This window comes from Streptomyces gelaticus, from assembly GCF_014649535.1.
Lineage (GTDB): Bacteria > Actinomycetota > Actinomycetes > Streptomycetales > Streptomycetaceae > Streptomyces > Streptomyces gelaticus.
The window spans coordinates 161,905-182,284 of the sequence record NZ_BMTF01000008.1 but is presented as its reverse complement, the minus strand read 5'-3'; the positions used below and the strand labels follow the sequence as shown (position 1 = coordinate 182,284).

The 20,380-nt window shown below is 72.1% G+C and carries 14 protein-coding genes and 1 riboswitch; of the genes, 6 read left to right on the top strand and 8 right to left on the bottom strand.

What is annotated here, in order from left to right:
- The first annotated feature begins 84 nt into the window (after window positions 1-84).
- Window positions 85-1,443: a helix-turn-helix domain-containing protein gene (locus IE107_RS14835; RefSeq protein WP_189544212.1), complete on the top strand. Its 1,359-nt coding sequence runs from the start codon at window positions 85-87 to the stop codon at window positions 1,441-1,443.
- Between the two features lie 139 nt (window positions 1,444-1,582).
- On the opposite strand, the gene sucD is transcribed toward IE107_RS14835, so the two are convergent.
- The 5 genes from sucD to IE107_RS14810 all read right to left on the bottom strand — a co-directional run bounded on the left by sucD (window position 1,583) and on the right by IE107_RS14810 (window position 8,755).
- A complete protein-coding gene (gene sucD, locus IE107_RS14830) occupies window positions 1,583-2,467 on the bottom strand; it encodes a succinate--CoA ligase subunit alpha (protein WP_189544211.1) in 885 nt (294 codons plus the stop codon).
- 21 nt (window positions 2,468-2,488) lie between these two features.
- Complete coding sequence (gene sucC, locus IE107_RS14825) at window positions 2,489-3,670, bottom strand: ADP-forming succinate--CoA ligase subunit beta (RefSeq protein WP_189544210.1); 1,182 nt, start codon at window positions 3,668-3,670, stop codon at window positions 2,489-2,491.
- Between the two features lie 260 nt (window positions 3,671-3,930).
- Window positions 3,931-5,220, bottom strand: a complete 1,290-nt coding sequence (locus tag IE107_RS14820) for a VWA domain-containing protein (protein WP_229866924.1) — start codon at window positions 5,218-5,220, stop codon at window positions 3,931-3,933.
- Window positions 5,217-7,646: a DUF5682 family protein gene (locus IE107_RS14815; RefSeq protein WP_189544209.1), complete on the bottom strand. Its 2,430-nt coding sequence runs from the start codon at window positions 7,644-7,646 to the stop codon at window positions 5,217-5,219. Before IE107_RS14815 ends, IE107_RS14820 begins: the two co-directional genes overlap by 4 nt.
- Window positions 7,643-8,755, bottom strand: a complete 1,113-nt coding sequence (locus IE107_RS14810) for an ATP-binding protein (protein ID WP_189544208.1) — start codon at window positions 8,753-8,755, stop codon at window positions 7,643-7,645. The genes IE107_RS14815 and IE107_RS14810 overlap by 4 nt, the downstream gene beginning before the upstream one ends.
- Before the next feature lie 337 nt (window positions 8,756-9,092).
- On the opposite strand from IE107_RS14810, the gene IE107_RS14805 reads away from it, so the two are divergent.
- Together IE107_RS14805 and IE107_RS14800 are read left to right on the top strand one after the other, a co-directional pair.
- Entirely contained in the window at window positions 9,093-10,502 is a 1,410-nt protein-coding gene (locus IE107_RS14805) for an SWIM zinc finger family protein (RefSeq protein ID WP_189544207.1), read from the top strand.
- Window positions 10,503-10,524: 22 nt separating this feature from the next.
- The gene (locus IE107_RS14800) at window positions 10,525-12,132 is read left to right on the top strand and encodes a DUF5691 domain-containing protein (protein ID WP_189544206.1); all 1,608 of its coding nucleotides are present in this window, start codon (window positions 10,525-10,527) and stop codon (window positions 12,130-12,132) included.
- A 32-nt stretch (window positions 12,133-12,164) separates the two neighbouring features.
- Here the strand turns inward: IE107_RS14800 and icmB are convergent, their stop codons facing one another.
- On the bottom strand, window positions 12,165-12,578 hold the full coding sequence (gene icmB, locus IE107_RS14795) for a coenzyme B12-dependent isobutyryl CoA mutase small subunit (RefSeq protein ID WP_189544205.1): 414 nt from the start codon (window positions 12,576-12,578) through the stop codon (window positions 12,165-12,167).
- 327 nt (window positions 12,579-12,905) lie between these two features.
- Between icmB and IE107_RS14790 the strand changes: the two genes are divergently transcribed.
- Both IE107_RS14790 and IE107_RS14785 read left to right on the top strand, forming a co-directional pair.
- Entirely contained in the window at window positions 12,906-13,889 is a 984-nt protein-coding gene (locus IE107_RS14790) for an alpha/beta fold hydrolase (protein WP_189544204.1), read from the top strand.
- Window positions 13,890-14,121: 232 nt separating this feature from the next.
- Entirely contained in the window at window positions 14,122-15,675 is a 1,554-nt protein-coding gene (locus tag IE107_RS14785) for a M23 family metallopeptidase (RefSeq protein ID WP_189544203.1), read from the top strand.
- A 36-nt stretch (window positions 15,676-15,711) separates the two neighbouring features.
- Here the strand turns inward: IE107_RS14785 and pcrA are convergent, their stop codons facing one another.
- Window positions 15,712-18,174 (bottom strand): DNA helicase PcrA, encoded by a 2,463-nt coding sequence (pcrA, locus tag IE107_RS14780; RefSeq protein WP_189544202.1) that lies wholly within the window; start codon window positions 18,172-18,174, stop codon window positions 15,712-15,714.
- Window positions 18,175-18,421: 247 nt separating this feature from the next.
- Window positions 18,422-18,587, top strand: a riboswitch (cyclic di-AMP (ydaO/yuaA leader).
- Between pcrA and IE107_RS14775 the strand changes: the two genes are divergently transcribed.
- On the top strand, window positions 18,586-19,743 hold the full coding sequence (locus tag IE107_RS14775; protein WP_189544201.1) for a C40 family peptidase: 1,158 nt from the start codon (window positions 18,586-18,588) through the stop codon (window positions 19,741-19,743). It overlaps the preceding riboswitch by 2 nt.
- Window positions 19,744-19,798: 55 nt before the next feature.
- Here the strand turns inward: IE107_RS14775 and IE107_RS14770 are convergent, their stop codons facing one another.
- On the bottom strand, window positions 19,799-20,152 hold the full coding sequence (locus tag IE107_RS14770) for a hypothetical protein (RefSeq protein ID WP_189544200.1): 354 nt from the start codon (window positions 20,150-20,152) through the stop codon (window positions 19,799-19,801).
- Window positions 20,153-20,380 lie beyond the last annotated feature (228 nt).

Here is a 20,380-nt window from a genome sequence, read left to right as displayed (position 1 = left end):
CGCGTAACAGGCGAATGGCCGCTGTGTCGCTCAATATGCATTTATGTACTTTTCTACCCGGTGCAGCCCTGTGGGGGGTCCTTCATGACGCAGGGCCCCACCGATATGGCCTCTCCCCACCCGCTCCCCTCCCCCGAGGAGCGACGCAGGCTGCGTGAGGCGAAGTCACTGAGTGAAGAGCAGGTCGCGACGGTGGTGGGCGTCACCCGCGCCACGGTCCGGTCCTGGGAGGCCGGCCGCACCACGCCCCGGGGGCGGAAACGCGAGGCGTACGCCAGGCTGATCAACGACGGCCGGACGAGCCGGCAGGCCACATCGCCGAGCGCCCGGACCGAACCGGCCGCTCCGAACACCCGGCCGAAAGCCGCCGTCAAGCGTGCGGCCCGCCCTGCGGCGCCCACGACGGTCGCCAGGCTTTCCAGGCCGGTGACGTCCACAAAACCGCCGTCGCGTCCGCCGACCCCCGTCGAAGCCACCGGGAGCACCGCCATGGCCCCGACCGAGCCCGGCACCACCCCCGATCTGCCCGGCACCCCCGGCGCGTCCACGACGCCCGGACCGGTCCCCACCTCCAATGACGTATCCGCGACACCCGGGCCGGCCTCCGGGACCGAAGCCGCCGGGCCCTCCCCCGCCGAGGCGTTCGATGCCCTGTACAAGCACTCCGCCGCCGCCCTTTTCCGGCAGACCTTTCTGCTGACCGGGCGCCGGAACCTCTCCCGGGAGTCGGTCGCACGGGCCTTCGCGCTGGCCTGGGAGCGCTGGCCCGAGGTCGCGGTGGACCGGGACCCGGTGGGCTGGGTGCGGGCCGCCGCGTACGAGTACGCCACGTCGCCGTGGCACCGCCTGCGGCGCTCCCACCGCCGGCTCGACCCGCCGCCGGCCGAGCCGGGGCCGCGCGCCCTGCTCGACGCGATGCTCGCACTGCCGCCCTCGTACCGCCGCACCCTGCTGCTCTACGACGGTGTCGGCCTGGATCTGCCGGAGACGGCGGCGGAGACGGAGGCGAGCACCCCGGCGGCCGCGGGCCGGCTGATGAACGCCCGCGCCGCGGTCGCCGAGCGGCTGCCCGAGCTGGCGGAGCCCTCGTCGCCCGCCGAGCAGTCCGCGCTCCTGAACGAGCGGCTCGGGGCGCTCGCCCTGGCCCAGCCCTCCGACTCGCTCCCCTCGCCGCTCACGGTCCGCACGGACAGCGAACGCAAGGCCCGGCTGTGGACCCGGGCGGCCATCTCCTTCACGGTGCTGATCATCGGCCTGACGCTGTTCACGCTGGGGACGGCCCCGGCGCGGTACGAGACCCCGGAGTCACCCGCCCAGCAGGTCGACGGGGTGCCTCCGCGAGGCGGTACGCAGAAGCTGACGCCGCAGGACCTGAAGCTGCAGAAGAGGCTCCACGGCGGGTTCGTACGGGGTCCGGCGCGGCTGGTCCCCGAGGCCGGCTGAACGGAGAGGTCCACCGTTCCGCGCAGGGGCCGGCAAACACGCAGAAACGGCGCGGGCCCGTACCCCTTGATCGGGTACGGACCCGCGCCGTCTGTGCGGTGCCGCGATACTGCGGTGCTGCTCCGGTGTGGTGGAGCGATCAGGCGCCGAGGATCTCGCGGGCCAGCTTGGCGGTCTCGGTCGGCGTCTTGCCGACCTTGACGCCGGCGGCCTCGAGGGCCTCCTTCTTCGCCTGGGCGGTACCGGAGGAGCCGGAGACGATGGCGCCGGCGTGGCCCATGGTCTTGCCCTCGGGGGCGGTGAAGCCCGCGACGTAGCCGACGACCGGCTTGGTGACGTTGGCCTTGATGAAGTCGGCCGCACGCTCCTCGGCGTCGCCGCCGATCTCACCGATCATCACGATCAGGTCGGTCTCGGGGTCGGCCTCGAACGCCGCGAGGGCGTCGATGTGCGTCGTGCCGATGACCGGGTCGCCACCGATGCCGACGGCGGACGAGAAGCCGATGTCACGGAGCTCGTACATCATCTGGTAGGTCAGCGTGCCGGACTTGGACACGAGACCGATGCGGCCGGGCTTGGTGATGTCGCCCGGGATGATGCCGGCGTTGGACTGACCGGGGGTGATCAGGCCGGGGCAGTTCGGGCCGATGATCCGGGTCTTGTTGCCCTTCGAGCTCGCGTACGCCCAGAAGGCGGCGGAGTCGTGGACGGCGATGCCCTCGGTGATGACGACCGCGAGGGGGATCTCGGCGTCGATCGCCTCGACGACGGCGGCCTTCGCGAAGGCCGGCGGCACGAAGAGGACGGACACGTCCGCGCCGGTCTTCTCCATCGCCTCGGCGACGGTCCCGAAGACGGGTACCTCGGTGCCGTCGAAGTCGACTGACGTGCCGGCCTTGCGCGGGTTCACGCCGCCGACGATGTTGGTGCCGTCACCGAGCATGAGCTTGGTGTGCTTCATGCCGGTGGCGCCGGTCATCCCCTGGACGATGACCTTGCTGTCCTTGGTGAGGAAGATTGCCATGGTGTTGGAGTCCCTCGTCCTTTACTTCGCAGCCGCGGCGAGCTCGGCGGCCTTGTCGGCCGCGCCGTCCATGGTGTCCACGCGCTGAACCAGCGGGTGGTTGGCGTCGGAGAGGATCTTGCGACCCAGCTCCGCGTTGTTGCCGTCGAGGCGCACGACCAGCGGCTTGGTGACTTCCTCGCCCTTGGACTTGAGCAGCGCGAGCGCCTGGACGATGCCGTTGGCGACCTCGTCGCAGGCGGTGATGCCACCGAAGACGTTGACGAAGACGGACTTGACGTCCGGGTCGCCGAGGATGATCTCCAGGCCGTTCGCCATGACCTCGGCGGAGGCGCCGCCACCGATGTCGAGGAAGTTGGCGGGCTTCACGTTGCCGTGGTTCTCACCGGCGTACGCGACGACGTCCAGGGTCGACATGACCAGACCGGCACCGTTGCCGATGATGCCGACCTCGCCGTCGAGCTTGACGTAGTTGAGGTTCTTGGCCTTGGCGGCAGCCTCGAGCGGGTTGGCCGCGGCCTTGTCCTCGAGGGCCTCGTGCTCGGGCTGACGGAAGTCGGCGTTCTCGTCGAGAGACACCTTTCCGTCCAGGGCGAGGATGTCGCCGGAGGCGACCTTGGCGAGCGGGTTCACCTCGACGAGGAGCGCGTCCTCGGCGACGAAGGTGTCCCACAGCGTCACCAGGACCTCGGCGACCTTCTCGGCGACCTCGGCCGGGAACTTCGCCTGCGCGACGATCTCGCGGGCCTTGACGATGTCGACGCCGTCGACGGCGTTGACCGGGACCTTCGCGAGGGCCTCGGGGGTCTTCTCCGCGACCTCCTCGATGTCCATGCCGCCCTGCACCGAGGCCATGGCCAGGAAGGTGCGGTTGGTGCGGTCGAGGAGGTACGAGACGTAGTACTCCTCGAGAATCTCCGGCGCGGTCTCGGCGATCATCACCTTGTGGACCGTGTGGCCCTTGATGTCCATGCCGAGGATGTCGGTCGCGCGGGCGACCGCCTCGTCGGGGGTGGCGGCCAGCTTGACGCCGCCGGCCTTGCCGCGGCCGCCGACCTTCACCTGCGCCTTGACGACCGACTTGCCGCCCAGCCGCTCGGTCGCCTCGCGGGCTGCCTCAGGCGTGTCGATGACTTCACCGGCCAGCACCGGTACACCGTGCTTGGCGAAGAGGTCCCTCGCCTGGTACTCGAACAGGTCCACGCGCGTCCGTCCCTTAATCAATGGTCTCGCGGTTGGTTTTCTGCGTGGGCGTGCCGCGAGGGGCAATGTGACTGCTCTGTCACCAGGAATGCGCACACGGTGACCCCGGATACGCGGCATGTCCATCTCGCAGGTTATCCCCGTGGTCCGCAGGACCCTAAATCAGAGATCACACCCGAGCGGTGATTACGGTCACAGATCACGCCGGTGGCCGTGTGTCAGTGGACAGAAGGGCACCCGCGACCGGCGCCTTCGCCATGTCACCGGTGGGCCTCCTTGTCCGGCACGGGAAGGGGCCGCTGCTCGATGGCCGCCGCCATCACCTCCGGGAAGAGGTCCGGGGTGCAGGCGAAGGCCGGTGCGCCCAGGGCGCCGAGTGCGGCGGCGTGCTCGTGGTCGTAGGCGGGCGCACCCTCGTCGGACAGCGCGAGCAGCGTCACGAACTGCACGCCGGATGACTTCATCGCGGCGACCCGCTTCAGCATCTCGTTGCGTATCCCGCCCTCGTAGAGGTCGCTGATGAGGACGACCACAGTGTCGGCGGGGCGGGTGATCCTCGACTGGCAGTAGGCGAGCGCGCGGTTGATGTCGGTGCCGCCGCCGAGCTGGGTGCCGAAGAGTACGTCCACGGGGTCGTCGAGCTGGTCGGTGAGGTCGACGACCGCCGTGTCGAAGACGACGAGCCTGGTGCGCAGGGTGCGCATGGACGCGAGCACGGCGCCGAAGACGGAGGCGTGGACGACGGAGGCGGCCATCGACCCCGACTGGTCGATGCAGAGGATCACGTCCTTCTTCACGGACCGGGCGGCCCGTCCGTAACCGATGAGCCGTTCGGGAACGACGGTGCCGTACTCGGGGAGGTAGTTCTTGAGGTTGGCCCGGATGGTGCGGTCCCAGTCGATGTCGTGGTGACGGGGACGGCTGATCTTCGCCGAGCGGTCCAGGGCGCCGGTGAGCGTGGCGCGGGTGCGGGTGGCGAGCCGCTTCTCCAGGTCCTCGACGACTTTGCGCACGACCGCTCTCGCGGTCTCCTTCGTCGTCTCGGGCATCGCCTTGTTGAGCGAGAGGAGCGTGCCCACGAGATGGACGTCGGCCTCGACCGCCTCCAGCATCTCCGGTTCGAGGAGCAGCGCGGCGAGGCCGAGCCGGTCGATCGCGTCACGCTGCATGACCTGGACGACGGAGCTGGGGAAGTACGTCCGGATGTCGCCGAGCCAGCGGGCCACTGAGGGGGCGGAGGCCCCCAGCCCGGCCGCGCGGCTGTTTCTGCCCCGGCCGCCGGGCCTGCCGCCGGCGCCGTACAGCGCGGTCAGTGCGCCGTCCATCGCGGCGTCGCGCCCCGTGAGGGTGCAGCCGGTGCCCTCCGCACTGTCCGCGCCCAGGACCAGCCGCCACCGCCGCAGCCGCTCGTCGTTCGCCGGACCGGACTGCGGGCCGCCGGACTGCGGGCCGGTGTGCGCCGGGGGTGTGGTGTGCGCCGGGCGCGGTGCGGCGCCGGCCGTGTCCGCGCCCGCGCCCGCGCCCGTGGTCGTGGTCGTGGTCGTGGTCATCCCGTCGCCCCCAGTGGTTCTTCGGCGTCCGCGGCTCTCCCGGCCCGCCCGGCCCGCCCGGACAGGGTGTCGCCGGCCGGGCCCGGATCGTCGTGCAGTCCGAGCAGCAGACGCAGCACCGGCTCGACCGCTTCGGCCCGTGCCTCGTCCAGTCCCGGGGCGAATCCGGATGCCGTTGTCCCGGGCCCCGTTCCGGCACCGGTGGCCGCCGGTCCCCCGGCGGCCGGGCCCCGCCCGACGAGCTCGCCCAGGGTGCGCCGCACACCCGCCTCGTACGCCGAGAACGTGCGTCGCAACAGGGGCAGTACGTCGGCGAAGAGGGCGGCGGGCACTGCGGTGAGCCAGGCGTCGACCAGACCGAGCAGCCGCTCGTCGTGGACGAGGAGCATGCCTCCGCCGGCGGCGCCGCCGACGAACCCCTCGATCCACGCCGCGGCGTCGGCCGGGGGTGTGCCGGGCGAGAGGGCCAGGCCCATCAGCCGTGCCGCGTCGTCCTCCGCGAGCCGCCCGTCGTCGAGCAGCAGGCGGGTCGCGCGCCCCCGGATGACCCCCGCGACCGTGTCCCGGGCGGCGAGCCTGTGCAGTACGGCCGTCCAGCGCTCGCGCAGTCCGTCGGCGTCCGCGCCGCTCCGTGCCGTGCCGGTGAGCAGGCCGATCGCGGTGTGGACCCCGTCCACCCGGCCGCGCAGTGCCGCGGCGCCGTCGGCGTCGAGTCCGGTGCAGGCGGGTGGCAGTGCGACGCAGATCCGCTCGGCGAGCCCGGCCGCGACCTCCCCGAGTGCCGCGGTGTCCGTGGACCGCACGTCGCCGTAGCGCAGGGTGCGGGCGAGCGCGGGCAGGGCGTCGGCGAGATGGCCCACATCGGCGTCGAGCGCGGCGCGGTCGGCGAGCGCCCGCATCACCACGGGGAGCGCGTCGGGCAGTTCCGCGAGGAGGCACTGCTCGGCGAGGGCCGTGACCTCGGCGAGCGTGGTCGCCGAGGCGGCCCGGGAAGCGGCCTTGGCGGTCGCCGCGGAGAGCACGGTGGTGCCCCAGGTCCCGGCCTCCGCGACCTGTACGTACAGCTCGGGTTCCCAGCGCAGCCGCCAGCTCTCCCGGAAGGTGCCGGTGCCGGCGCGGCCTTCGGCGGGCTCGCCCCAGCCGACGGCCAGGACGCGCAGCCGGTGGAGCAGCCGGCTGCGGGCCGCGTCGTTGTCCTTGCGCAGGTCGAGCTCCAGCTCCCGCTCCTGCGTCTCCGGTTTGAGCCGGAGCGTGCGCTGTTGGCGGGTGAGGTCGCGCTGGAGGGGGACGGCGGGGGCGGTGTCCGGGACCTGGCCGAGGGTCTCGCCGACGACCAGCCGGTCCTGGACGAGCGCGAGCGGCACATCGGAGCCCTCGCACATCACGGCGCGGATCGCGTCGGTGGTCTCGCTCAGTCCGGCGAGCGGGCGGCCGCGCATGGCGGCGAGGCTCCCGGCGAGCCGGACGGCCTCGATGACATGGGCGGACGACACGAACCGGTCCTCGTCGCGCAGGAGTCCGGCGACCTTCGTCATCCACCGCTCGATCGGGCGGTCCGCGGCGTCGAAGAGGTGTCCGTACCAGCCGGGCGATTCGATCCCCGCCCCGTATCCGCTGTGCCGGGCGAGACGCCGGTGCGACCAGGGCACCCAGGTCAACTCGGCCTTGACCTTGGGCAGTCCCTTGAGCAGGGCACGGTCGGCGGCGAGCGTGGTCCCGGTACCGAGCGCGGGTACGTGCCAGGCGCCGCAGACGACCGCGAGGTCGTCGCCGAACTCCTTGCCGGCCTTGCGCAGTTGAATGCGCATGTGCGCCTCGCGGACGGCGTCGCGGGGGTGACCGCCGTCGCCGTACACCTCGCGCAGGGCGGTCATCGCCTCGGCGAGCGCGGCGAACGGGGCCCGTGGATCGGCGGCTTCACGGCCGGTGCGGTGTTCGACGACGTCCTCCCACCAGCGCTCCGGGTCGTCGTAGCCCGCTGTTGTGGCGAGCACGGCGACGGGGTCGATCGGGGCCCGCGCCGCCGGGCCGCCCGCTCCGGGCTCGCCCTCCCCGTGCTCGTGCGCTTCGCTTTCCGCGGCCCACGTCATGGCCAGGGAGTTCGCCGCGGGCAGGTCGATGAACCGGACCGCAGCGCCGTGCTCAAGGGCCCAGCGGATCGCGACCCATTCGGGCGAGAACGCGGCCAGCGGCCAGAACGCCGCCTGCCCCGGGTCGCCGACGGCATGGGCGAGCAGCGCGACCGGCGGCCGCATCCGCTCGTCGGCGGCCAGCGGCAGCAGCGCGTCGGCCTCCGGGGGCCCTTCGACGAGCACCGCCCGCGGGCGGGCGGCGTCCAGCGCCGCGCGGACGGCGCGGGCCGAGCCCGGTCCGTGGTGCCGCACCCCCAGCAGCAGTGGTCCCGCAGGACGTCCGGCCCGGGTCATGCGGATACCTCGCGGCAGGCGCGGTAGAAGTCCTTCCACCCGTCCCGTTCCCGGACCACCGTCTCCAGATACTCCTGCCAGACCACACGGTCGGCTGCGGGGTCGCGGACGACCGCGCCGAGAATGCCCGCCGCCACATCGCCGGGGCGCAGCATCCCGTCGCCGAAGTGGGCGGCGAGAGCCAGGCCGTTGGTGACGACGGAGATCGCCTCGGCCGTCGACAGCGTCCCCGAGGGGGACTTGAGCTTGGTGCGGCCGTCGGCGGTGACTCCGTCACGCAGTTCGCGGAAGACCGTGACGACGCGACGGATCTCGGCCATGCCGTCCGGTGCGGCCGGGAGGTCGAGCGAGCGCCCGATCTGCTCGACGCGCCGGGACACGATGTCGACCTCGGCGTCGGGGGTGGCGGGCAGCGGGAGCACGACGGTGTTGAACCGGCGGCGCAGCGCACTGGACAGCTCGTTGACCCCGCGGTCGCGGTCGTTGGCGGTGGCGATGACGTTGAATCCGCGGACGGCCTGGACCTCCTGCCCCAGTTCGGGGACGGGGAGTGTCTTCTCCGACAGGATCGTGATGAGCGAGTCCTGCACATCGGCGGGGATGCGGGTGAGCTCCTCGATCCGCGCGGTCGTGCCGTCGGACATGGCGCGCATGAGCGGGCTGGGCACCAGGGCGTCGCGGCTGGGCCCGTGCGCGAGCAGCTGCGCGTAGTTCCAGCCGTAGCGGACGGCCTCTTCGGGGGTGCCCGCGGTGCCCTGGACGAGCAGCGTCGAATCGCCGCTGACGGCTGCCGCGAGGTGCTCCGAGACCCAGGTCTTGGCGGTGCCCGGGACGCCGAGGAGCAGCAGGGCCCGGTCGGTGGCGAGTGTGGTCACGGCGACCTCGACGAGGCGGCGCGGGCCCACGTACTTCGGTGTGATCACGGTGCCGTCCGGCAGGGTGCCACCGAGCAGGTAGGTGGCGACGGCCCACGGCGAAAGGTTCCAACGAGCGGGCCGCGGGCGGTCGTCGGCCGCGGCGAGGGCCTCCAGCTCATGGGCGAATGCGACCTCGGCATGCGGCCGGAGCGCCTGTACGGCGACGGCGGCGGTGGTTTCGGACACGGTCATGGATCCCCCTCCGGATCGGTCGACCCGATGCGTTTTCCACCGTGCACCATGGCACTGACAATCGGCCCCGCCCGCAGGTCGGGCCGATCCGTCGGCCGGGGCGTGTCCGGCGCATCGAGGCCGGACAGCCGCTGGGGACGGGGAGTTCGGCCTGCCACCGGCGAGACTGCGACGCAGCCGCCCGCGGCAGGCATGCTCTCGCCCTTCGCCTCCTTGATGACCTCGCCCTTGTGCGTGATCGAGCAGGAGGCACCGGCTCCGTCCCCGTCGACTGCGCGCACACCACTGGAACAGCAGGTCAGGGCGATTGTCAGTGGGGCGCCCTACCGTCGTTCCCATGCTGCTATCTCACGGGGGAGAACCCTCGCGCACCGCCGGTCCGGTGGCGCGCTGGACGGTGGAGCAGGTACTGGCCCTCGCTCCTGACGATGCGTCACGCAAGGCGGGGAGCAAGCTCGGTTCGGCCGGTCCCTGGTCGGGCGGCGGGTGCGACGGTTCGGATGCGGTGTGGGGGCTGTGCAAGGGCAGCGGCAGCAAGCCGTACCGGACGGTGGTCGACCTCACCGGCCCCGCGTACAAGTGCAGTTGCCCCAGCCGGAAGTTTCCCTGCAAGCACGCGCTGGGCCTGCTGCTGGTCTGGGCGTCGGACGAATCGGCCCTGCCCCCGGGCGAGGCGCCGGACTGGGCCGGTGAGTGGCTGACGGGCCGCCGCGAGCGGTCGGCCGGGAAGGCCGAGAAGACGGAGCGGCCTGCGGCGGACGGCACTTCGGCCGCGGGCCCGGCCGATCCGGAGGCCGCCCGGCGGCGGGCCGAGCGCCGCGCCGAACGGATCACCGGCGGCGCACAGGAGCTGGAGGAGCGGCTGGCCGATCTGCTGCGCGGCGGGCTGGCGGCGGCCGATCAGCCGGGATACGGGCTCTGGGAGGAGGCAGCGGCCCGCATGGTCGACGCCCAGGCGCCCGGACTGGCCGCGCGGGTAAGGGAGTTGGGCGCCATCGCGGCATCCGGTCCGGGCTGGCCGGTGCGGCTGCTGGAGGAGTGCGCGCTGCTGCATCTGCTGGACAGCGCCTGGCTGGGGATCGACCGGCTGCCGGAGCCGCTGGCCGCCACGGTCCGCACCCGGGTGGGGCTGACGGCTCCCGCCGAGGGCCCGCCGGTCCGCGATCACTGGCTGGTCCTCGCCCAGTACGACACCCCGGACGGCAAGATCGTCGCGCGCCGCATCTGGCTGCACGGGAGGGAGACCGGCCGCACGGCACTGCTGCTCTCCTTCGGGGCGGCCGGGCGCTCCCCCGCGTTGGCGCTGCCGGTGGGCGGCACGATCGATGCCGAGATCACGCCGTACCCGGGCGCCGGGCAGCTGCGGGCGGAGCTGGGCCGGCAGTTCGGTGTGCCGTCGCCGGCCGGGACCCCGCCACCGGGCGGCACGGCAGCGACCGCGATCGGCGCGTACGGACACGCCCTGCGGGAGGACCCCTGGCTGGACGCCTGGCCGGTGACGCTGCGCGACGTCATACCCGTGCCGTCCGGGGACGGCTGGCAACTGGCGGACGCGGCGGGCGGGGCGGCCCTGCCCGTCGCCCCGGCGGCGCTGTCCCGGCCCGGTCTGTGGAGGCTCGTCGCGCTTTCCGGCGGCGCGCCGGTCACGGTCTTCGGCGCATGCGGCCACCGCGGCTTCGACCCGTTCGCGACCTGGTCCGCCGGGGTCGGCGACGACGCGGCGTGCGGGACCGTGCCGCTCATCTGACGTTGGATTCGAAGGGGGACCCATGTCCGGCACCATCACGCCCGCGCCGTCCGCACCCGTCCCGTGGGAAGAGCTCGTCACCACGGCGCTTCTCGGCACCGACCGCCGCCCGGCCGGGGCGTCCGGCGGGCCCGCCGGACTGCTGGACGCGGCGGCGCTCCACACCGTGCGGCGCAGGGCGGGTCTCCTGCCCGCCGCCCCCGCCGCCCGGCCCGAGCCGGCGCCCGCCGACCCGCGGCCGGCACTGCCCCCGGCCGCGCGGCGCCGGCTCGCCCAGCTGCTGGCGGACCGGTCGGCGGCGGGCGGGCCGGCCGGCCGGCGCGGTACGGCTCCCGATCTCACGGAGCTGATCCCGCAATGGCTGGCCACCGCCAACCGACACGGCTTCCGGGCCCCGGCTTCGCTGCTCCCGGCCCTGCTCGACGCGGCCAGGGCCCGCACGGACCTGCGGCCGCAGGCCCTGGCCTTCGCCGGGCCGCGCGGGCTGTGGCTGGCCGGGCTGAACCCCGAGTGGAAGTTCGCGTTGCGCGGCTCGTCCGGTGGCTCTTCGCTGCCCGACCCGACGGAGCCGGAATCGGTCGCCCGGCTGTGGGAGGAAGGGTTGTTCGCCGAGCGGATCGCGCTGCTCGCGGCTGTCCGGGCGCACGATCCCGCCGAAGCGCTCGTGCTGCTCGCGACCACTTGGAGCACCGAGCGGGCCGAGGACCGGCTGATGTTCCTCGACTCGCTGCGCACCGGGCTGTCCCCGGTGGACGAGGCGTTCCTGGAGCAGGCCCTCTCCGACCGCAGCCGCAATGTCCGCTCGACCGCCGCGGAGTTGTTGTCCGCGCTGCCGGAGTCGGCGCTGGCCGGCCGGATGGCGTCCCGCGCGCTGTCCTGTGTGAGCCCGGACCTCACCGGCGACGGGGCCACGGTCGTCGTGGAGGCACCGCACGAATGCGACGCCTCGATGGAGCACGACGGGGTGGTGACGGTGCCCCCGTCCGGGCGGGGAGAACGGTCGTGGTGGCTCGGCCAACTGGTGGAGGCGACACCGCTCGCCACCTGGCCTGCGCGGTTCTCCGGCCGGACCCCGCGGGAGATCGTCGGCCTTCCGGTCGCGGACGACTGGGCGGAGGAGCTGCACGCGGCCTGGTGCCGGGCGACGGTGCGGCAGCGTGACCCCGAGTGGGCCCGCGCGCTGCTCGGCACTCCCTCGGTCCCGCCGTCGAACGGCCCCGGTACCGCGTCGCTCGCCGAGCGGTCGAAGCTCCTCGGCATACTTCCCCCGGCCGAACGGGCGGGCTGGGTGGCCGGCTTCATCGCCGCGCACGGCCTGTCGGAGGCCTTCCAGATCCTGGGGGTCTGCCCGACGCCCTGGGCCGAACCGCTGGGCCGCGCGGTCGTCGACGCCCTGGACATCGCCCGGGACGCGGGCAGCTACCCCTGGAGCTTCAGCGGCGTGATGGGCCTCGCCGAACGCTGCCTGAACCCGGCCGAAGCGGACCGTCTGGAGGTCCTCACCACCACCCCGGACGAACCGGAGGACGCCTCACCGGGTGCGAACGGCTACTGGTCCGAGGCCTTCCAGCGGCTGGTCTCCACCTTGCGGCTGCGCGCGGCGATGGACTCGGAGCTGATCCCGGCCTGACGGAACCGGCCCCGAGCCCGGGGCTCCTGGCGTCAGGCCTCCGCGGGGTGGCGGACGTTCGCGTTGACCCAGTCGACGATCGACGCCGTCGTGGCGCCCGGGGTGAAGATCTCCGCGACGCCCTGGTCCTTCAGCGGCGGGATGTCCGCCTCCGGGATGATGCCGCCGCCGAAGACCTTGATGTCCTCCGCCTCGCGCTCCTTCAACAGCTCGATCACCTTGGCGAAGAGCGTGTTGTGCGCACCGGAAAGGATCGAGAGGCCGATCGCGTCGGCGTCCTCCTGGATCGCGGTGGCCACGATCTGCTCGGGCGTCTGGTGGAGCCCCGTGTAGATGACCTCCATACCCGCATCGCGCAGCGCCCTCGCGATCACCTTGGCCCCGCGATCATGGCCGTCCAGCCCCGGCTTCGCCACCACCACACGGATCGGACCGGTCACACCCATCACTGCCTCCACATGCGTCTCCCGTGCCTGAAGGGCCGGGGATGTGAACGAACGTTATCTACAGCATCCCGCAAGCCGCCGTTTCGCGGTGGACGGGGAGGGGGAAATCACACGTGGGACATGTTCACCGGGCGCCATCCCCGCGTCATACGGCAGACCTGCCGTGCGGGGCCGGCGCCAGGGGAGCCGCGACGAGGTCGCCGTACCACCGCGCCGGCAGCCGCACGGCACGGTGGTACGGCCCGCCCGGTCCATCCGGTCCGCCGGCCGACTGCGCGCCGGTACCACCCAGCCGCCTCCCCCGCTCGCCGAAGCAGGAGGTCGGCCATGAAGGTCCTGCCTTTTCTTCCGCTGCCACTGGGCCGGCCGTGTCCGGGCCCTGCTCCGCTGTCGGCCGCGCTGCTGAAGGCCACCGCGCTGGAGCTGGTGGTCCTCGCGGGCCATGTACTCCTCTACCCCACCGGCATCACGGGGGAACGACGGGCCGCGCCCCACCCGGCCGTACCGCCCGCCTCGCCCACCGGCGCCGCCCCCGACGCCGCCCCCACCGCCCCGGGCGCAGCCTCCGCACCTCACGCCGAAGGCCTTCCCTCCGAGCACCTTCACACCCAGAGCCTTCCCGCAGAGGGCATTCCCGCAGAGGGCGACGAGCGTCCCCCCGTCGTCCTGCTGCACGGCTTCATCGACAACCGTTCGGTCTTCGTCCTGCTGTGCCGCTCCCTCGCCCGGCACGGCTGGCGCCACCTGGAATCGCTCAATTACTCGCCGCTGACCTGCGACATCCGAACGGCAGCCGAGCTGCTCGGGCGCCACGTCGAGGAGATCTGCGCACGCACCGGACATCACGAGGTCGACATCGTCGGGCACAGCCTCGGTGGCCTGATCGCCCGCTACTACGTACAGCGACTCGGCGGTGACCAGCGGGTCCGCACCCTGGTCACCCTCGGCACACCGCACGCGGGCACGACCGCCGCGCGGCTGGCCAGCGCTCACCCCATCGTGCGGCAGATGCGTACGGGCTCCGCACCGATCGAGGAGCTGCGCAGGCCGGCGCCCGGCTGCCGCACCCGGTTCGTCAGCTTCTGGAGCGAGCTCGACCGGGTGATCGTCCCGGCCGAGGCCGGCCGCATCGATCACCCGGACCTCGACGCGCAGAACGTGCGAATCACCGGGATCGGCCATCTCGCACTGCCGGTGCATCCCACCGTCGCCGCCGCGGTCCGGCAGGCGCTGGAATGCCGCGAACCGACGGCCGAAACCACCGACGCAACCGGAGCCGGAGGAATCGGAGGAGTCGCGGGAGCCGCATGAGCTCCACGGCCCGACGGAGACCCCACAAATAGAACGCGTTTCGAACATAGAGCCAAGGCTGTGTGCGCAGTCCGTCGAAAGACGGTCGATTGCCCGTTTCCTGAGCCGCCCATGCCCGCCGAAGATTGTCGGCGTCACGTACCGCCGGGTACAGTCGCGGCCACTGCTCCCCCTGGGATTCCCCGCCGGAACCCAGAGCACAGGTCCTGCTGCCGAGGCGAGAGAGAAGTTGGTGAACGACCAGCACCCCCACGCCGGGTACGCCGGATACGACAGCGAGGCGACCGGCAGCTTCGACAGCGATCCGCTCTTCGGCTCGCTCCCCGGCGGTCACGACGGCGCGTACGGCAGCGGCTACGGCGCCGGGCAGTCCGGCTACAGCGGCCAGTACGACTCCACGCAGTGGGACACGGGTGCACACCCCACCACCTCCTACGACGCCTACGCCCCGTACGCCGCGCAGCCCCAGCAGCAGTACGAGGCGGGGCCGACGTACGAGACGACCGCCACCTGGACACCCGCGGCCGACTACGGCACGGAAGCGAACACGACCACCGCCACCGCCACGTTCGCCGGCATCCCGGCGCAGGGCGGCGCCCCGGACGCCACGGCTCAGTGGAACACCATCGGCTGGCACACGAGCGACCCGTGGGCCACGGGCGAAACGGCCGCGTACGACACCGGCGCATACGACGCCACCGCCTGGAACACCGGCGCCACGCCCGAGCACGAGCAGCAAATCGCGCAAACCACGGAAACCGCACAGCTGTCCTACGAAGCGCCGTCGGCACACGAGGGACTGTCGGCGCACGAGGCGCCCGGAACCCACGAGACCTACACCGACCCCGGCTCCTACGACCCCTACGCGCCCTACGCCGCCGATGCCGCGGACAGCGCCGTCGCCCCGGACAGCGCGGCTGACGCAGACAGCGCAGCAGTCGATGTACATGACGCGGCCACCATCAGCGTCGCAGTCATCTCAGAGGCCGCGCCCGGCCCGCACCGCCCCCTCGACCGCACCGCCACCCGCGGCGGCGGCGCCGGCCGCAACCGTCGGCGTTCCCCCGCGAAGCGGTCCGCACTCCTCACCGTCGCCATCCCCTCCGCCTGCGTGATGAGCGTCGCCGGTATCGCCGCTGCCTCGGTCGGCGGGCTGGGCGGTGAGGACAAGAAGGACGACAACACCACGATGGCGGCGGCCGACCCCGGCTCCGTCAAGGCGGGCGCGGCCAACAACAAGCTGGACACCCAGCTCGCCAACCTCAGCGCCGACGCCGAGAATTTCGCCGACCGCGCCAGCCGCACCCAGGAGCGTATCGACCTGCGGGAGCGGCAGGCCGCCGAGAAGAAGAAGCGCGAGGAAGAGGCCGCCCGCAAGGAGGCCCTGCGCCCCAAGTTCGTCATGCCGGTCAAGCAGCACGGCCTCAGCGCGTATTTCGGCCAGGCGGGCGTCAACTGGATGTCCGTGCACACGGGCATCGACTTCCCCGTCATGCAGGGCACGCCCGTGATGGCCGCGACGGACGGCACCGTGCGCACCCAGCTGAACAGCGCCTACGGGAACATGGCCATCGTCACCATGGCCGACGGCACCGAGACCTGGTACTGCCACCTCAGCGGCACCAAGATCCGCTCGGGCCCGGTCAAGGCCGGTGACGTCATCGCGTACTCGGGCGACACCGGGAACTCGACCGGCCCGCACCTGCACTTCGAGGTGCGGCCCGGCGGCGGAGCGGCGGTGGACCCGCTGCCGTGGTTCCGCAGCCACGGCGTCAGCCCGACCTGAGCCCGGGAGGCGGGGCCGCGGCCCCGCCCGCTCCGGCTACAGCTTCTCGACCGGCGCGTACCGCAGCAGCAGCTTCTTCGGGCGCTCGTCGCCGAAGTCGACCGTGGCCTTCGCCTGGTCGCCGACGCCCTCGACCGCCGTGACCGTGCCGAGCCCGAACTGGTCGTGCGTGACGCGGTCCCCGACGGCCAGCGTGATCGTCGGCTTGTCCGAGGTCCGCCGGGTCGCGAAGCCCGAGGGTCCGGAGCGCGAACGCGACGAGGACAGCGACGAGGTGATCCCCGCGGTCGGTCCGGCCGAAGCCGCCATCGGTCCGGTCCGCTTCCATTCCAGGTGCTGGTCCGGGATCTCCTCCAGGAACCGCGACGGCGGGTTGTACGAGGGCTGGCCCCATGCGCTGCGCATCGCGGCCCGGGTCAGGTAGAGCCGCTCGCGGGCCCGGGTGATGCCGACGTAGGCGAGCCGCCGCTCCTCCTCCAGCTCCTTCACCTGTCCCAGCGCCCGCATGTGCGGGAAGACCCCGTCCTCCATGCCGGTCAGGAAGACGACCGGGAATTCGAGGCCCTTCGCGGTGTGCAGCGTCATCAGCGTGATGACACCGGAGCCGTCCTCGTCCTCGTCGGGGATCTGGTCGGAGTCGGCGACGAGAGCGACCTTCTCCAGGAACTCGGCGAGGGTGCCCGTGCCCGCGGCGGTGCCCGCGCCCGCCTCGTCGGCCGCTCCGCGCTCCTGCTCGAATTCGAGGGCCACGGCGGCCAGTTCCTGAAGGTTCTCGATCCGGGTCTCGTCCTGCGGGTCGGTGGAGGCCTGGAGCTCGGCGAGGTAGCCGGTGCGTTCCAGGACCGCTTCCAGGACCACCGCGGGGCCCGCGCCCGACTCGACGACCGTGCGCAGCTCCTCCATCAGCGTGTTGAACCGCTTGACGGCGTTGGCCGACCGGGCCGCCATGCCGTACGCCTCGTCGACCCGGCGCAGTGCCTGCGGGAAGGTGATCTTCTCGCGCAGGGACAGCGCGTCGATCATGGCCTCGGCGCGGTCGCCGATGCCGCGCTTGGGCACGTTGAGGATGCGGCGCAGCGGGACGGTGTCCTCCGGATTGGCGAGGACGCGCAGGTAGGCCAGGATGTCCCGGACCTCCTTGCGCTCGTAGAAGCGCACGCCGCCGACGACCTTGTAGGGCAGGCCGACGCGGATGAAGATCTCTTCGAAGACACGGGACTGGGCGTTCGTACGGTAGAAGATCGCGACGTCGCCGGCCTTGGCGTCGCCCGCGTCGGTCAGCCGGTCGATCTCGTCGGCGACGAACTGCGCCTCGTCGTGCTCGGTGTCGGCGACGTAGCCGGTGATCCGGGCGCCCGTGCCGGCGTTCGTCCAGAGGTTCTTGGGACGGCGGCTCTCGTTGCGCTCGATGACCGCGTTGGCGGCGGACAGGATCGTCTGGGTGGAGCGGTAGTTCTGCTCCAGGAGGATCGTCGTCGCGTTCGGGTAGTCCTCCTCGAACTGGAGGATGTTGCGGATGGTCGCGCCGCGGAAGGCGTAGATCGACTGGTCCGCGTCACCCACCACGCACAGCTCGGCCGGGGCGTCGCCCTCGCCCGCCGGGCCGACCAGCTCGCGTACGAGGGTGTACTGGGCGTGGTTGGTGTCCTGGTACTCGTCGACCAGGACGTGCCGGAAGCGGCGGCGGTAGTGCTCGGCGACGTCCGGGAAGGCCTGGAGCAGATGGACCGTCGTCATGATGATGTCGTCGAAGTCCAGCGCGTTGGCCTCGCGCAGCCGGGACTGGTACATCGCGTAGGCCTGGGCGAGGGTCTTCTCGAAGCCGTCCGCAGCCTGGCCGGCGAAGGTCTCCTCGTCGATCAGTTCGTTCTTCAGGTTGGAGACCTTGGCCGTGAACGACTTCGGCGGGAAGCGCTTCGGGTCGAGGTCGAGATCGCGGCAGACCAGGGCCATCAGCCGCTTGGAGTCGGCGGCGTCGTAGATCGAGAACGACGAGGTGAAGCCGAGCCGCTTCGACTCGCGGCGCAGGATGCGTACGCAGGCGCTGTGGAAGGTCATGACCCACATCGCGTTGGCGCGCGGTCCGACGAGCTGCTCGACGCGCTCCTTCATCTCGCCCGCGGCCTTGTTGGTGAAGGTGATGGCCAGGATCTGGCCGGGGTGCACCCCGCGCTCCGCGAGGAGGTGGGCGATCCGGTGGGTCAGCACCCTGGTCTTGCCCGAGCCGGCCCCGGCGACGATGAGCAGCGGGGAGCCCGCGTGGACGACGGCGGCGCGCTGCTCGGTGTTCAGCCCGTCGAGGAGCGCCGCGGAGTCGATGACGGGGCGGTGCGCGCCGTCGCGGTAGTAGGCGTCCCTGGGCGGCGGGGGCCCGTCGAACATGCCCGCGAAGAGGTCCTCCGGCACCGCTTCGGGTGCGGAGTCCTCGGGGGGCGGCGGGGGCTCTTCCTCCGGGTGCTGGAGGCCGGCCAGGAAGCTGTCGTCAAAGAGGCTGCTCATCGCTTGTCGAGTCTAGGCCGCCGCGCCGACACCCGGAGGCCGCATGGCGAACCGCACACCACCGACGGACACCCAGCGGAGATGCGCACCCACAGCGCGTGAGGATTTCCGGGCCTCCGCCACCCGCCGCACCGAGGTCACGAAACCGTATCGGGCATATCGAACATCAACCTTCACAGCAGCACCATGGGTTGGCTAGCGTGCTCGACCGGGCGGCCCGTACCCCCTTGAGGCGAACCACGCCGAGCGGGCGCCTGCGCCGAATCCGGGCTGCCCCCGCGGGAGTTCGGAACCGGGGACCCATATGCAGTACCGGGGTGAATCGGTCCTTATCCCCCACTCGGACCGTAGGGCAGCCTTCCGTTCCGCCCGAACCCGACAGCTAACCCGGTAGGCGGTCCACGGAAGGAGATGCCGGCCTTGGCGTCGCATCGCAAACCGCGCACCCGGGTGCGCACCACCGCACCGGCCGTCGGGCTCACCACGGCGGCACTGGCGTCCGTGACCCTGCTCTCCACGCAGAGCGCCATGGCCGCCCCCGACCCGAAGCCCGGCGTCGAGGAGGTACAGAAGAAGGTCGACGACCTCTACCGGCAGGCGGGGACCGCGACCCAGCAGTACAACCGGGCGAAGGAAGCCTCCGCCGCCCAGCGCGCCGAGGTCGACGCCCTGCTGGACGACGTCGCGAAGCGCGCCGACAAGCTCAACGAGGCGCGCAGGACGCTCGGCGCCTACGCGGCCGCGCAGTACCGCAGCGGCTCCATCACGCCGAACGCCACGTTCTTCCTGGCCGACGACCCGCAGTCGTACTTCGACCAGAGCCAGTTGATGGACCGGATGACCAGCCGGCAGCAGCAGGCGATCACGGACTTCCGTACGCAGCAGGCCAAGGCGTCCAAGAAGCGCGCCGAGGCGGTGCGGAGCCTGGAGACGCTGACGACGACGCAGAACACGCTGCGCACCAGCAAGCAGGACGTCCAGACGAAGCTGGGCGAGGCGCGCAATCTGCTGTCGAAGCTGACCGCCGAGGAGAAGGCGCGGCTCGCCGAGATCGAGCGCAAGAAGGAGGCGGGGGCCAGGCGCAAGGCCGAGGAGCTGGCGAAGCAGCAGGCCGCCGCGAAGGCCGAGGCCGAACGCAAGGCCGAGGAGGCGGCGAAGGGGTCGGGCGGCGGCAGCGGTACGGGGACGGGCACCGGGTCCGGATCGGACAGCAGAGCCACCACCAAGGCGGAGAAGGTCCTCGCCTTCGCCAGGGCCCAGATCGGCAAGCCGTACGTCTGGGGCGCGACGGGCCCGGCGTCGTACGACTGCTCCGGGCTCACCCAGGCCGCGTGGAAGTCGGCGGGCGTGGACATACCGCGGACCACCTGGGACCAGGTCAAGACCGGCACCCGGGTCGCCACGGCGGACCTGCGGCCGGGGGACCTGGTCTTCTTCTACGACGACATCAGCCACGTCGGCATCTACAAGGGCGACGGGATGATGATCCACGCGCCGAAGCCCGGGGCGAACGTGCGCGAGGAGTCGATCTACTACATGCCGATCTACGGCAGCGTGCGGCCGGCGTAGCGGGCCTCCACGTGCCGCGCCGCCCCGGCACCGGGGCGGCGCGGCACGGGCGGGATCAGGTCCAGAGCGTGGCGATGAAGATGTTGAGCATCGTCAGTCCGCCCACGGCCGCGAAGGCGCCCTTGTCGACCTTCTCCTCGTCCCGCTTGATGTAGACGAGCGCGAGGATGACGACCAGGACCAGCGTCTTGACGCCGATCTTGATGTTGTTCACGTGGTTGCCGTCGGCCTCGTTCAGCCCGACCAGTGCGACACCGGTGACCAGCATGGTCAGCGCGCCGTGCAGCATCGCCGGGACGAACCGGGCCGTGCCCGCGCCCATCGCCTTCATCTGGGTCAGGAAACCGCCCAGCAGGGAAGCGATGCCGATGATGTGCAGGGCGACGAAGACATGAATGAGTACGTCCATGAGGCCGCAGCCTAGCCCCGGCCATATCACCACTCGGCAGGCAGGTACACCTTCCCGATCGCTTCACTCGCGTCTGTACCAATTGCCTGACTCTGATGCAATTTTTCCGATCACTGGGCGACATTGCCACGCCAAATTCAGGCAATAAGCGTCATTACGACTCCTGCCCGTGCCCCGGGTTTAGCGTCCCTGATCAGGTGACCGGCCGCACCGCCGCTCCGTACGCGG

Bases quoted from the DNA above. Each gene is read 5' to 3' on its own strand.
- pcrA (WP_189544202.1), bottom strand. From the start codon at position 18,174: ATGAGCAGCCTCTTTGACGACAGCTTCCTGGCCGGCCTCCAGCACCCG.
- IE107_RS14820 (WP_229866924.1), bottom strand. From the start codon at position 5,220: ATGACCACGACCACGACCACGACCACGGGCGCGGGCGCGGGCGCGGAC.
- IE107_RS14835 (WP_189544212.1), top strand. From the start codon at position 85: ATGACGCAGGGCCCCACCGATATGGCCTCTCCCCACCCGCTCCCCTCC.
- IE107_RS14770 (WP_189544200.1), bottom strand. From the start codon at position 20,152: ATGGACGTACTCATTCATGTCTTCGTCGCCCTGCACATCATCGGCATC.
- IE107_RS14775 (WP_189544201.1), top strand. From the start codon at position 18,586: ATGCCGGCCTTGGCGTCGCATCGCAAACCGCGCACCCGGGTGCGCACC.
- IE107_RS14810 (WP_189544208.1), bottom strand. From the start codon at position 8,755: ATGACCGTGTCCGAAACCACCGCCGCCGTCGCCGTACAGGCGCTCCGG.
- IE107_RS14790 (WP_189544204.1), top strand. From the start codon at position 12,906: ATGAAGGTCCTGCCTTTTCTTCCGCTGCCACTGGGCCGGCCGTGTCCG.
- IE107_RS14815 (WP_189544209.1), bottom strand. From the start codon at position 7,646: ATGACCCGGGCCGGACGTCCTGCGGGACCACTGCTGCTGGGGGTGCGG.
- IE107_RS14800 (WP_189544206.1), top strand. From the start codon at position 10,525: ATGTCCGGCACCATCACGCCCGCGCCGTCCGCACCCGTCCCGTGGGAA.
- icmB (WP_189544205.1), bottom strand. From the start codon at position 12,578: ATGGGTGTGACCGGTCCGATCCGTGTGGTGGTGGCGAAGCCGGGGCTG.
- IE107_RS14805 (WP_189544207.1), top strand. From the start codon at position 9,093: ATGCTGCTATCTCACGGGGGAGAACCCTCGCGCACCGCCGGTCCGGTG.
- sucD (WP_189544211.1), bottom strand. From the start codon at position 2,467: ATGGCAATCTTCCTCACCAAGGACAGCAAGGTCATCGTCCAGGGGATG.